13 protein-coding genes are annotated in these 13065 nt (G+C 62.7%); 7 read left to right on the top strand and 6 right to left on the bottom strand.

Annotated features, from left to right (window positions below; genetic code table 11):
* Positions 1 to 7 precede the first annotated feature (7 nt).
* Positions 8 to 982, bottom strand: coding sequence for a WD40 repeat domain-containing protein (locus BM413_RS17865; RefSeq protein WP_091915436.1), 975 nt, complete (start codon positions 980 to 982; stop codon positions 8 to 10).
* Positions 983 to 1093: 111 nt separating this feature from the next.
* Positions 1094 to 2161 carry a CobW family GTP-binding protein gene (locus tag BM413_RS17860; RefSeq protein ID WP_091915566.1) on the bottom strand — a complete coding sequence of 356 codons (1068 nt, stop codon included), beginning with the start codon at positions 2159 to 2161 and terminating at the stop codon, positions 1094 to 1096.
* 172 nt (positions 2162 to 2333) lie between these two features.
* Between BM413_RS17860 and BM413_RS17855 the strand changes: the two genes are divergently transcribed.
* Together BM413_RS17855 and BM413_RS17850 are read left to right on the top strand one after the other, a co-directional pair.
* Positions 2334 to 3068: an intradiol ring-cleavage dioxygenase gene (locus BM413_RS17855; protein WP_091915433.1), complete on the top strand. Its 735-nt coding sequence runs from the start codon at positions 2334 to 2336 to the stop codon at positions 3066 to 3068.
* 212 nt (positions 3069 to 3280) lie between these two features.
* Positions 3281 to 3754, top strand: a complete 474-nt coding sequence (locus BM413_RS17850; protein WP_091915431.1) for a MarR family winged helix-turn-helix transcriptional regulator — start codon at positions 3281 to 3283, stop codon at positions 3752 to 3754.
* A gap of 19 nt (positions 3755 to 3773) precedes the next feature.
* Here the strand turns inward: BM413_RS17850 and BM413_RS17845 are convergent, their stop codons facing one another.
* Entirely contained in the window at positions 3774 to 4682 is a 909-nt protein-coding gene (locus BM413_RS17845; RefSeq protein ID WP_091915429.1) for an AraC family transcriptional regulator, read from the bottom strand.
* A 30-nt stretch (positions 4683 to 4712) separates the two neighbouring features.
* On the opposite strand from BM413_RS17845, the gene BM413_RS17840 reads away from it, so the two are divergent.
* The 4 genes from BM413_RS17840 (at position 4713) to BM413_RS17825 (ending at position 8287) form a co-directional block, all read left to right on the top strand.
* Positions 4713 to 5120 (top strand): DUF2000 family protein, encoded by a 408-nt coding sequence (locus tag BM413_RS17840; RefSeq protein ID WP_091915427.1) that lies wholly within the window; start codon positions 4713 to 4715, stop codon positions 5118 to 5120.
* A 117-nt stretch (positions 5121 to 5237) separates the two neighbouring features.
* Positions 5238 to 6179, top strand: a complete 942-nt coding sequence (locus tag BM413_RS17835) for a DMT family transporter (protein ID WP_091915425.1) — start codon at positions 5238 to 5240, stop codon at positions 6177 to 6179.
* A gap of 65 nt (positions 6180 to 6244) precedes the next feature.
* The gene (locus BM413_RS17830) at positions 6245 to 7267 is read left to right on the top strand and encodes a LacI family DNA-binding transcriptional regulator (protein WP_091915423.1); all 1023 of its coding nucleotides are present in this window, start codon (positions 6245 to 6247) and stop codon (positions 7265 to 7267) included.
* Positions 7268 to 7297: 30 nt separating this feature from the next.
* A complete protein-coding gene (locus BM413_RS17825; RefSeq protein WP_091915421.1) occupies positions 7298 to 8287 on the top strand; it encodes a 2-hydroxyacid dehydrogenase in 990 nt (329 codons plus the stop codon).
* Positions 8288 to 8374: 87 nt separating this feature from the next.
* Here the strand turns inward: BM413_RS17825 and BM413_RS17820 are convergent, their stop codons facing one another.
* A complete protein-coding gene (locus tag BM413_RS17820) occupies positions 8375 to 9148 on the bottom strand; it encodes a gamma-glutamyl-gamma-aminobutyrate hydrolase family protein (protein WP_091915419.1) in 774 nt (257 codons plus the stop codon).
* Between the two features lie 285 nt (positions 9149 to 9433).
* Between BM413_RS17820 and BM413_RS17815 the strand changes: the two genes are divergently transcribed.
* Complete coding sequence (locus BM413_RS17815; RefSeq protein WP_091915416.1) at positions 9434 to 10540, top strand: TRAP transporter substrate-binding protein; 1107 nt, start codon at positions 9434 to 9436, stop codon at positions 10538 to 10540.
* Positions 10541 to 10650: 110 nt separating this feature from the next.
* Here the strand turns inward: BM413_RS17815 and BM413_RS17810 are convergent, their stop codons facing one another.
* Both BM413_RS17810 and BM413_RS17805 read right to left on the bottom strand, forming a co-directional pair.
* Positions 10651 to 12387: a TRAP transporter large permease gene (locus BM413_RS17810; RefSeq protein ID WP_091915414.1), complete on the bottom strand. Its 1737-nt coding sequence runs from the start codon at positions 12385 to 12387 to the stop codon at positions 10651 to 10653.
* Positions 12384 to 12968 (bottom strand): TRAP transporter small permease subunit, encoded by a 585-nt coding sequence (locus BM413_RS17805; RefSeq protein ID WP_091915412.1) that lies wholly within the window; start codon positions 12966 to 12968, stop codon positions 12384 to 12386. Before BM413_RS17805 ends, BM413_RS17810 begins: the two co-directional genes overlap by 4 nt.
* Between the last annotated feature and the right edge of the window lie 97 nt (positions 12969 to 13065).

Below are 13065 nucleotides of genomic sequence, written 5' to 3'. Positions count from 1 at the left end.
AGTCAGCTTAGCCCGTAATATCCACCACACCACAATCGCCGGTCTCCGACCCGAAGGCGATGCGCTGCTCATCATTGTCCCAGGCCATCGCGGTGATCGCGCCCTTGCCGGGGCGGCGCAGCAGCACTTCCTTGGCGTCGGCGAAGCGGGCGGCGATGATCATGCCGTCATTATAGCCGATGGCGACGATGTCCTCGCTGGGATGGCAGGCGACGCAGGTGACGGCGGCATTGCCGCGCGTGCCGAGTTCCAGCGGCGCCTTGCCCATGGGGCCGTCCTTAGCGGAGAAGGGCCAGACGATTGCTGCCGGCGCGCCGGAGCTTGCCAGCCACTTGCCCTTGGCGCTCCACGACATGCTTTTGACCTTCAGCGGATAGCCGGTCATGCGCATGTGCTTGCCGTCGGCAAGCTTCCAGCCATGCAGGGCATTTTCCTGCATCGAGGTGACGAGGAAATTGCCGTCGGGCGAAAAGGTGATGCCGGTGTGGGCGCCGGCCCATTCGAGATCCACCGGCTTGCCTTCGGTGGCGGGGAAATGCAGCGTCGCGCCATTGTAGCGGGCAACGCCGAAACGCATGCCCTTGGGTGCGAAGGCCAAGCCCTCGACCGAGCGCGGATGGGTGAAATCCCTGGTCTTGCCGTCGGCAAAGCGCACCGTGGCGGTCTTGCCGGTGGCAAAGGCGATGGCGCCTTGCGGGCCGCTGGCTACGCTGGTGATCCATTTCCTGCCGGCCTCGGCCAGCGTCTCAACGGCGTCGTTTGCGCCGATCGCGCGCACCTTGCCGTCCTCGCCGCCGGTGACCAGCCGCGAGCGGGCGGCATCGTAGGCGGTCGAAAGAAGCCCGTCGTGAAGCTCGGTCCATTTGTGGCCGTGGTCGAGCCGATGGACGACGCCATCGGCCAGCGCGAAATGCGGCACGCCGCCGAGGAAGACGGCGGCGATGCAGTGACCTTCGAGATCGAGCGGGGCGATTGTGGGCATGGGCGAGCTCGTATTGCTATAATCAAGTGAAGCTTGACATTTCTTCGCACCCCCCTCTGCCCTGCTGGGCAGAGGGGGGCAACGTCGGGCGCCAAGATATCCGGCAGGAGCTCAAGCCGCCTGGCAGGCGTCGAAGCTGCGTTTCAGGCGTTCGGCGTCCAGCTCGCGGCCGATGAAGACGAGGCGGCTTTCGTGCTTTTCGTCGTCCTTCCAGGCGCGCTGATGGTCGCCCTCGACGATCATGTGGACGCCCTGGATGACGTAGCGGTCCGGGTCGTCCTTGATGGCGATGATGCCTTTCAGGCGCAGGATGTTCGGACCTTCCATCTGGGTGATCTTCTCGATCCAGGGGAAGAATTTTTTCTGGTCCATCTCGCCGCCGCGCAGCGAGACCGACTGCACCGTCACGTCATGGATCGAGGAGGCCTCGCCGTGGTGATGATGGTGGTGATCATGGTCATGATCGTGGTGGTGATGATCGTGATCGCAATCCGGGCCGCATTCATGATCGTGGTCGTGATCATGCGCTTCGAGGAAATGCGGATCGCTTTCCAGCGCGCGCTTCAGGTCGAAAGCGCCGCGGTCGAGCACGGTGTCCAGCGGCACGCCGGCGCGGGTGGTGCGATGGATGGCGGCGGCGGGGTTGATGGCGCGGATGGTGGCTTCCACGTCGCGCAGCTCTTCCGGGGTGACGAGATCGGTCTTGTTGAGCACGATCACGTCGGCAAAGGCGATCTGGTCTTCGGCTTCGCGCGAATCCTTCAGGCGCAGCGGCAGGTGCTTGGCGTCGACCAGCGCCACGACGGCGTCGAGCTTGGTCTTGGAGCGGACGTCGTCGTCCATGAAGAAGGTCTGCGCCACCGGAACAGGATCGGCCAGGCCGGTGGTTTCCACGACGATGGCATCGAAACGGCCGGGACGGCGCATCAGGCCCTCGACGACGCGGATCAGGTCGCCGCGCACCGTGCAGCAGACGCAGCCATTGTTCATCTCGTAGATTTCCTCGTCGGATTCCACGATCAGGTCGTTGTCGATGCCGATTTCGCCGAATTCATTGACGATGACGGCGTAGCGCTTGCCGTGGTTTTCGGAGAGAATGCGGTTAAGCAGCGTCGTCTTGCCGGAGCCGAGATAGCCGGTCAGGACGGTCACCGGGATCTGCGTCTGTGCTTCGCTCATGATGGTCCTCGGATAGATTGTTGCCTCCATATAGGATGCTGAAAGCGGATTTGCACGTGCCAATCCACGCAGTTCCACCGGTCAGCCGGCATTACCGAAATGTCATTGGGATGTGCGCGCGCAAGCGCCTAGATAGAAGGCCCGGGGCTTCAGCATTGCAAAGGAAGTTTCAATGACGGGCAGGCAATATGCGACCAGGATGAACCGCCGCCAGGCACTCGGGCTGATCGCCGTGACGGCAACCGGCGGCGTCTTCGTGACGCCGGCCGCGCGTGCGGCGGTGGGGTCGCCATTCGCCGAGGCGTCGCTGCTGATGCCCGGAGCAGGGGTCTGTACGATCACGCCGGAAGTAACCGAGGGACCATTCTATTTCGATCCCGAACTCGAGCGGCAGGACATCACGGAAGGCCGGCAGGGCGTGCCGCTGACGGTGCGCCTGCAAGCGGTCGACAGCCAGTGCCGGCCACTGGCGAAGGCGCGGGTCGATATCTGGCATTGCGACGCCAAGGGCCTCTATTCCGGCTATCCCCGGCAGGGCGATGGTCGCGACATCGACACGAGCGGCGAGAAATTCCTGCGCGGCATCCAGCACACCGACGAGCAGGGCATAGCCTCGTTCCAGACGATCTATCCCGGCTGGTATCGTGGCCGCACCACGCATATCCATTTCAAGGTCTTTACCGACGCCAACTCGGCGATGACCGGGCAGCTGTTTTTCCCCGACGATCTCAGCGAGCACCTTTTCACGACCGCTGCGCCATACACGGACCGGCCCGAAAAGCGCGATATGTTCAACGCGCAGGATGGTATCGCGCGTCAGGCCGGGCCGATGTCGCAAGCTGCCCTGCGCGAGACAAAGGCTGCCTACGAGGCGCTGCTGGTCGTCGCCGTGAAAGCGGATGCCTGAACCGTCGGCAAAAAATCTGTGTTTGCGAGAAAGCATTTTTAGTTTGTCATCTAAATGAAATATGCGTCTGGCATTAGCGCTGCGGGCATAATCGTCGATTGCCGGCAAAGCTTCGCCTCGAATGCCGGCAATATATCTGTTTGCCGGTTGCCATTGTGACGACCGGGACTATTCTGCGCTGAAGGCGACGGCGCGGCCAGGAAAGGTGAAAAATGGCCAAGGCAGATAAGAGCGCGACCATGAGCCGGCTGCATTCGGCAGCAAGACTGGCGCGGACAGCACTGGCGTCGCGGCTTCTCGCGCACGGCTTCTATGCCGGCCAGGACCAGATCATGCTGTCGCTGGACCATGAGGACGGGCAGACGCCCGGCCAGTTGGCGACGCGGCTCGGCGTGCGCCCGCCGACCATCACCAAGACGATAAACCGGCTTCAGGCGCAGGGCTTTCTGGAAAAGCGCGCCTCGGAAGCCGACGCGCGCCAGGCGCATATCTTCCTGACCGAGACGGGCCGCGACACCATCCGCGCCATCGAGAAATCGGTGCGCAAGACCGAGAAGCAGGCGTTTCGCGGTCTCGAAAAGAAGGACCAGAAGGCACTCGCCAAACTGCTTTCGCGGATCGAAGCCAATCTCTCCGATGCCGCCACGATCGAGGCCGACGACGAGATCGAACTGGTGGAAGATTAAAGCGCGTCCGCGACGGGCGTTAGCCGGCGTCAAGCCGACTCACGACGCTGAAACATTCCCTCGTTGATACGGGACGGGTCAAAGCAGACCAACGGCCCGGCGTCAGGCCGTAAGCCTTCTTGAACTGTCGATTGAAATGGCTCTGGTCGCTGAAGCCGGCGGCCACTGCGATCTCTGCAAGCGATTCACCCGTTTCGATCATCCGGCGTGCGCGCTGAAGCCGGCGCATCAACAGGAAACGATGCGGGCTTGTCGAAAACACCGCCCGGAAATGCCGCGACAGCGCATAGCGATCGAGACCGGTCACGGCTTCCAGCTCCTCCGAGCACACTAGACGCGTGGCATTTGCCTCCAGAAAATCCCGGGCGAGGCTGGCTGCCCGCAGCGCCGGCTTGCCGACCGGTTGCGCCGGCCGGCCCGCATGCCGCGACAGGCTGCGCGCCAGCTGCGTTACGAAATCGTCGATAAACAGTTCGTCCAGCGCCTGATCGAGCGGGCTGAGCGCCGAAAGCAGCGTCGCGCCAAGGGCGCGATCGTCAAGCACCGGGTCGGCAACGAAAGGCAGCGACGCGCCATCATGGCCCAGGCATTCGAGAAGCAGCGACGGCTCCAGATAAAGCATGCGGTAACGCAGGCCGTCCTCGGTGCCGGCGCCGCCGTCGTGCAGTTCGTCCGGGTGCAGCACGATGATCTGCCCCGGTGCACTGTGGCGCGTCCGGCCGCGATAGCGAAAAGTCTGGATGCCGTGCAACGTCACGCCGATCGCATAGGTGTCATGACGATGCATGTCGAAGGCATTGCCCGAGAATCTGGCTTCGATGCGCTCGATGCCGGCCAGCGCGGGTGCCGAGATGATCCGGTTGTGATCCCCGTTTGCGCACAAACGTCCAAGACCCTGGGCAGGCGCGGTGCTTAGATCGTCGGGCATAATCTCATCCGCATAAAATCAAGGCGTTCCATGTTCGATACAAAATTTGCAATCGTGCTGCGAGACGATCTCGCCACCTGGCAGGAACTCAATGTCACGGCCTTCCTCGCCAGCGGCATCGTCGCCCAGTTTCCGGCCATCATAGGCGATGCCTACCGCGATGCCGCCGGCAATCTCTACAATCCGATGTCGATCCAGCCCGTCATCGTGCTCTCCGCCGATGGCGCAACGATGGCGAAGATCCATCAGCGTTCGCTGGAGCGCGGCGTGAAGACCTCGCTCTATGTCGAGGAGATGTTCTCTACCGGTCACGATGTGGCCAACCGGGAGGTGTTCGGCAAGTTCGGGCCGGACGATGCGAAGGTGGTGGGGATCGCGCTTCGTGCCGAAAAGAAGCTGGTCGACAAGATCGTCAAGGGCGCGCGCATGCACGCCTGATCGGGTCAATCCTGCTACAGCAGCAGACAATTGCGCCTTGCCGTGTTTTTCAACTTGCACCGGCTTGCCTGGTGGCCGACAAGCGGGGGATAACGATCACCGAATCGACTGCTTCCCGTGAGTTCACCTCCCGCCACCTCCGAACAGGCCACACCGGCATCCGCGATCCTGTTCGTATTCTGCGCCGGCCTCCTGTTTTCGTGCCTCGACACCAGTGCGAAATATCTCGTGCTGTCGGGCATGGACCCGGCCTTCGTTTCGTGGGTGCGTTTTGCGACCCATCTGGTGCTGGTGTTTCTGTTGTTTCGAGGCTGGCGCAATCCGGCGATGTTCCGGGTCAAGAACCTGCCGTTGCAGGTGTTGCGCGGCATCTTCCTGTTCGGCTCGACCATCTTCAATTTCGCCGCCCTGCGCTCGCTGCAGCTTGCCGAAACCATGTCGATCGCTTTCTTCGCGCCGATGTTGATAACCGCACTTGCCGGCCCGCTGCTCGGCGAGTGGGCAGGCTGGCGGCGCTGGATGGCGATCCTTGCGGGACTGGTCGGGGTGATCGTCATCACGCGGCCCGGCTTCGTCGCGTTCCAGACCGGCCATCTCTATGCGCTCGGCTCGGTGCTGAGCTACTGCTTCTACGTCATCATGACGCGGTCGATGTCGGCGAAGGAGAGTCCGGAGAGCCTGATCTTCTATTCGGCGTTGACGCCCGTATTGCTGATGGCCCCTGCCGTCCCCTATGCAGCTTCGATGCCGCCGGATCTGTTCCACTGGGCGATCCTGCTCGCGCTCGGCTTCTTCGGCGGCTTCGGCCACTGGCTGCTGATAAAAGCCTACAAGCAGGCGACGACGACGGCGCTTGCCCCTTATCCCTACCTCCAGATGGTCTGGATGATCAGCGCCGGCTATCTGGTTTTCGACCAGTTCCCGGATAAATGGACGCTGGTCGGTGCGGGCATCATCGTCGCCAGCGGCCTCTATATCGTCCACCGCGAGCACCGGCTGCGCCTCAAGAACCGCACCGTTCCCAATGCCGAAGACGAGGATCTGGCAAAAAAGCTTTGATTTGCCGGTGTTCGATGGCATAAGCCGATTTAAACAGTTTAAATCGTCGCTCGGGGGAGGACGTTCTGGCACAGAAGATCAAGCTTTCGACCATCGCGGATGCGCTCGGCGTTTCCACGGCAACCGTTTCGCTGGCCTTGCGCGACAGCGCGCTCGTGGCCGACACGACGCGGGACCGCATCAAGGAACATGCGCGCGCCATCGGCTATATCTACAACCGGCGCGCAGCCAGCCTGCGCACGTCGCGGTCGGGCATCGTCGGGGTGGTCGTCCATGACATCATGAACCCCTTCTTTGCCGAAATCCTGCGCTCCATCGAGAGCGAACTAGACCGCAGCCGGCAGACCTTCATCCTGTCCAACCATTACGACGATCTCGAAAAGCAGCGCACTTTCATAGACACGCTGCTGCAGCTCGGCGCGGACGGCGTGATCATGTCGCCGGCGATCGGTACGCCGCCCGAAGATATCATCATGGCAGAGGAAAACGGCCTGCCGGCGGTGCTGATCGCGCGGACGGTGGAAGGGGCGGAAGTGCCGGTTTTCCGCGGTGACGATTCCTACGGCACCGGTCTTGCCACCAATCACCTGATCTCGCTCGGGCACAAGCGCATCGCCATGATCGGCGGCACCGACCAGACTTCCACGGGCCGCGATCGCTATCAAGGCTACCTGAATGCGATGGAGGCTGCCGGGCTGGAGGTCAGGCCAAGCTGGCGCATTCCCGGCCCGCGCACCAAGCAGGCGGGCTTCGAGGCCGCCGGCCAGTTCCTGGCGTTGAAAGACAAGCCTACCGCGGCATGCTGCTGGAACGATCTCGTCGCCATCGGCCTGATGAACGGTATTGCCCGCGCGGGCCTGGTGCCCGGCATCGATATCTCCGTCACCGGCTATGACGATCTGGAGGAGGCGGCAATCGCCACGCCGGCGCTGACCACCGTGTGGAACGGCCAGCGCGAAGTGGGACGGCGGGCGGCCAGCGCGCTGCTCGACAAGCTCAACGGCCAATCGGTTCGGCCGTCGCAGGAACTCATCAGGCCGGAGCTTCATGTCCGGCAGTCGACAGGCAAGCCGGTAGAGCGCGGCTGAAACACCCCATACTCATCGAAAGAAGCAGGCATGACCGATCTCAGCGCCATCACGATCCTTGTTCCCGGCAAACTGCACCCGCGATCGGTCTCGCGCATCGGCGAGGCGTTCCGGCTGGTGCGCCTCGACAAGATCGATCCGGTGCTGATAACGGACGAACTCAAGCAGACGGTGCGCGGCGTCGCCGCCTCGCCGTCGCTCGGCGACAATTCGGTGAGTGCCGCCTTCATGCAGGCTTTGCCGAAGCTGGAGATCGTCGCCAATTTCGGCGTCGGCTATGACGGCGTCGATGCTGCGCACGCCGGCAAGCACGGCGTCATGGTCACCAACACGCCGGATGTGCTGACCGAGGAGGTCGCCGACACCGCAATCGGCCTGCTCATCAACACCGTTCGCGAACTGCCGCGCGCCGAGGCGTGGCTGCGCGGCGGGCGTTGGGTGAAGGACGGCAACTATCCGCTGAGCCGGCTCACCCTGCGCGGTCGCAAGGCCGGCATTTTCGGCATGGGCCGCATCGGGCTCGCCATTGCGAAGCGTCTGGAAGCATTCGGTATGACCGTCGCCTACCACAACCGCAGGCACGTGGACGGCCTGGCTTATGAATATCACGAGACGCTGGTGGGGCTTGCAGGCGCGGTCGATACGCTGATTTCGGTGGCGCCGGGAACGGCGTCGACGCAGAAGGCGGTGAACGCGGCGGTGCTGAAGGCGCTCGGGCCTGACGGCGTTTTCGTCAATATCGGCCGTGGCTCGACGGTGGACGAGGAGGCGCTTGCCGCCGCCCTCGGCAACGGCACCATCGCGGCGGCTGGGCTCGACGTATTCGCCGACGAGCCAAATGTGCCACAGGCGCTGCTGGACCTGTCCAATGCGACGCTGCTGCCTCATGTCGGCTCAGCCTCGGTCCACACGCGCGACGGGATGGCCGACCTCGTGGTCGACAATCTCATTGCGTGGTTCGGAAAGGGTGCTGCGCTGACGCCGGTGCCCGAGACGGCGAATGTGAAGGTGAAGGGCTGAGACGTATTTGGGGCTGGCAGGCGGATGAGGGGCAGCGTTGCGCTCCAAGGTTTCGCCCTCGGAGCGCTTCCACCGTCAAAGATTGCTCTATTCCGCCGCGCTTCTTGCGCTCTGCTTTGCCACGGCATGCTGGCGCACGGCGTCGCCGAAGGCCTTGAAGATGCGGGCCGAGACGCTGTCGGACTGCACCCAGTATTCCGGATGCCACTGCACGCCGACAGCGAAGGCGCGCGCGTCCTTGGCCGACACGGCTTCCACCGTGCCGTCTTCCGCCACCGCCTCGAGCTGAAGCCGTGAGCCGAGCCGGTCGACCCCCTGACGGTGGACCGAATTGACCATGATGTCGCCGGGCCCGAAGATGCCGGCAAGGCAGCTTCCCGGCTTGATCGTCACGTTCTGGCGGATGGCGAAGCGCTCGTCCTGGATATCGCTCACCGGCGCGCGGTGATCGAGCGAGCCTTCGCGCTCCTGGAGCTCGGTCGCCAGCGTGCCGCCAAGGGCTACGTTCATTTCCTGGATGCCGCGGCAGATCGCCAGCAGCGGCACGCCGTAGTCGATCGCCTTGCGGATCAGCGGCAGCGTGGTGGCGTCGCGATCGGGATCGTAGGGGCCGTTGGCCTCGCTGGCGTCGCCGCCGTAAAGCGAAGGGTGCACGTTCGACTTCGAGCCGGTGATCATGACGCCGTCGACGGAGGCCAGAAGCTGGTCGAGATCGAGCCGGTCGCCGAAATTGGGAACGAGCACCGGGAACACGCCGGCCCCGGAAACCGCGGCCTCGAGATATTGCTTCGGCGCGGCATGCCACGTGTAGTTGTCGAACTGGCGTACATCGGTCGATATGGCGACGAGCGGCTGGTGCATTTTGTCTGTTGCTTCCGATTCAGGACGAGACGGTATTCTGCCTTTAAAATAGGCGATATTCCGGCAGCTTTCCATGGCTGTTTCGCGAGAAGAAAATACCTTCTTAGACTATAGTTTTAGGCGCGCGGCGCCAACTCAGAATTCTTACACCATGCGCGTGCCGTTTGTCCCGTCGGTGCTGGACTTGGACCAAGTGCTGTGTATTGTTCGGGCGGTGCTCACGCCGGAAAAGCTGATATTTCAAAGGTATCCGGCCTCTGTCTTGGTCCAATAGGGAGGAACTTCATGGATCGCCGTTCATTCATCAGCAAGGCCGGGCTGGCCAGTGCCGGGGCCGTCGCCGCGACGACGCTGGCCGCTCCCGCGATTGCCCAGTCCAATCCCAAGGTCACCTGGCGCCTTGCTTCTTCGTTCCCGAAATCGCTCGACACGATCTATGGCGGCGCCGAAGTGCTGTCGAAATACCTGTCCGAAGCGACCGATGGCAACTTCACCATCCAGCCCTTCGCTGCAGGTGAACTCGTGCCCGGCCTGCAGGCTGCGGATGCAACCTCTGCCGGTACGGTCGAAGCCTGTCATACGGTGGCATATTATTACTGGGGCAAGGACCCCACATGGGCGCTGGGTGCGGCCGTGCCGTTCTCGCTCAATGCGCGCGGCATGAACGCCTGGCACTATCATGGCGGCGGCATCGACCTGTTCAACGAATTCCTCGGCACGCAGGGCCTGTTCGGCCTGCCGGGCGGCAACACCGGCGTGCAGATGGGTGGCTGGTTCCGCAAGGAGATCAATTCGGTCGACGACCTCAAGGGCCTGAAGTTCCGCGTCGGCGGCTTTGCCGGCAAGGTGCTTGAAAAGCTCGGCGTGGTGCCGCAGCAGCTCGCCGGCGGCGATATCTACCCAGCGCTGGAAAAGGGCACGATCGACGCGGCCGAATGGGTCGGGCCTTACGACGACGAGAAGCTCGGCTTCCAGAAAGTAGCGCCTTATTACTATTATCCCGGCTGGTGGGAAGGCGGCCCGACGGTCCACTTCCTCTACAACAAGGCCAAGTATGAAGAGCTTACGCCGGCCTACAAGTCGCTGTTGCACACCGCTTCGCAGGCTGCGGACGCGAACATGCTGCAGAAATACGACTTCGTGAACCCGCCGGCCGTCAAGCGGCTGGTCGCCGGCGGCGCGCAGCTTCGCCCGTTCAGCCCGGAAATCCTCGAAGCCTGCTTCAACGCGTCCAACGAGGTCTATGCCGAAATGGAAGCCAGCAACCCGGCCTTCAAGAAGATCTGGGATTCGATCAAGGACTTCCGCAAGGAGCACTATCTCTGGGCGCAGATCGCCGAGTACAACTACGATACGTTCATGATGATCCAGCAGCGTAACGGCAAGCTCTGATCGCAGGAACCTGCTCTCAATGAAAAACCCCGGAACGATCGTTCCGGGGTTTTTTGTTGCCTGCATCTTCAAAGAAAGAGCCCGGCGCATTGCCCGGGCTCTTTTGCCGATCAGTTGAAGCTCGGCGGCTTCGACAGGTCGTTTGCCGGCAGAGTCGGGTTTGCCGGTGCGGTGCCTCCGCCCGCAGGCGGCGGTGAGCCGAGCGGTGGCAGGCCGAGGCCGCCTCCGCCGAGACCCGGCATATCCGGCATCTTTATCTGGATGGAGTTGGGATCGACCACGGGTCCCTTGTAATGCATGACCATCTGCGGGAAGGCGATAACCAGTCCGACCATGACGACCTGGATGCAGACGAACGGCACCGCGCCCCAGTAGATCTGGCCGGTGGTGACGGGCTGCATCCGCTTGCCGGTGACCTTGTCGAGATAGGGCACCTTGGCCGCCACCGACCGCAGGTAGAACAGCGCGAAACCGAATGGCGGATGCATGAAGCTGGTCTGCATGTTGACGCCCAAAAGAACGCCGAACCAGATCAGGTCGATGCCGAGCTTGTCGGCAGCGGGCGCCAGCAACGGCACGATGATGAAGGCCAGCTCGAAGAAATCGAGGAAGAAGGCCAGGAAGAACACCAGCACGTTGACGACGATGAGGAAGCCGAGTTCGCCGCCGGGCAGCGAGGTCAGCAGGTGCTCGACCCAGAGATGGCCGTTGACGCCGTAGAAGGTGAGCGAGAAGACGCGCGCGCCGATCAGGATGAACAGCACGAAGGACGACAGCCGCGTCGTTGCCGCCAGTGCCTGCTTGACGACTTCCATGGACAGGCGGCCCTTGGCCGCCGCCATGATCAGCGCGCCGACGGCACCCATGGCGCCGCCTTCGGTCGGCGTGGCGATGCCGAGGAAGATCGTGCCCAGCACCAGGAAGATCAGCGCCAGCGGCGGGATCAGCACGATGATGACCTGCTGCGCCAGCCTCGACATGATGTTGAGGCCCATCGCCCGGTCGACGATGGCGAAGATGTAGATGAGAATGATGCCGACCACCGCGCCCCAGATGTCTGCATCCACGCCGAAAGTCGGGGTGAGAAGCACATGGGCGACGTAAGCGACCGCGAAGGCTGCTGCCAGCGCCACGAAAAGCGAGGTAACGCCATGGCCGAGCGTGCGCGCCTCGAGCGGCAGGGCCGGCATGGATTTCGGCCGGACGATCGACATGACCAGGATGTAGAGGATGTAGAGCCCGGTCAGCACCAGGCCGGGGATCAGCGCGCCCTTGTACATGTCGCCGACCGAGCGGCCGAGCTGGTCGGCCAGGACGATCAGCACCAGCGACGGCGGGATGATCTGCGCCAGCGTTCCCGAGGCGGCGATGACGCCCGACGCGACGCGGCGGTCATAGCCATAGCGCAGCATGATCGGCAGCGAGATCAGGCCCATGGCGATGACAGATGCCGCCACCACGCCGGTGGTTGCCGCCAGCAGCGCGCCGACGAAGATCACCGCATAGGCGAGGCCGCCACGGATCGGGCCGAAAAGCTGGCCGATCGTATCGAGCAAATCCTCGGCCATGCCGGAGCGCTCGAGCACGATGCCCATGAAGGTGAAGAAGGGGATGGCGAGCAATGTGTCGTTCGACATCACCCCCCATAATCGTTCGGGCATGGCATAGAGCAAAGGCCATGACAGGTTGATCGAGCCGCTGGAGAAAGGCGCGAGTTCCACGCCTATGAAGAAGAAGAGCAGGCCGTTGGCGGCGAGCGAGAAGGCGACGGGATACCCCAGCAGCAGGAAGATGATGAGGCAGAAGAACATGATCGGCGCCATGTTCTCGGCGATGAAGTGGATCACTTTTGCACCTCTTTCGCCAATGCTTCGCCTTCGGCAACAGCTGCCTCATGAGCCGATATGAACGGTGTTGGATCATCCATGTCGCCGCGCATGATTGCGATCTTCTTGATGATCTCGGAAATGCCCTGGAAGCCGAGCAGCAGGAAGCCGATCAACAGCATCGCCTTGGCGGGCCAGATGATCAGGCCGCCGGCGCTGGACGACATTTCGCCGTTGCGGACGGACAGGCTGACATAGGGTACGAAATAGAAGATCATCAGGAGGACGAAGGGCATCAGGAAGAAGACGTGCCCGAACAGGTCGATCCAGTGCTGCTTGCGGCGTGAGAACATGCCGTAGATGATGTCGATGCGGATATGCTCGTTCTGCTTCAGCGTGTAGGCGGCGGCGAGCAGGAATGCGGCGCCGAAAAGATACCATTGCAATTCCAGCCAGGCATTCGAGGACATGTTGAATGTCTTGCGAATGACGGCGTTGCCCGCGCTGACCAGTACCGCAAGCAGAATGAGCCACGAGACCCATCTGCCGACGACTTCGTTCATGCGGTCGATGGCTCTGGATAGAGCAAGCAGCCCTGCCATGCGATCTCCTCCCTCAATAAGCTTCCGGCCAATCGCTCGTTTCCCGAGCTTGATGGCGCATCCGGCTTTCATCGGTAGGCTGACAGGCGGGGCGGCG

The organism is Mesorhizobium sp. YR577 (genome assembly GCF_900116595.1).
Lineage (GTDB): Bacteria > Pseudomonadota > Alphaproteobacteria > Rhizobiales > Rhizobiaceae > Mesorhizobium_M.
This window is presented reverse-complemented; position numbering and strand designations above follow the sequence as displayed.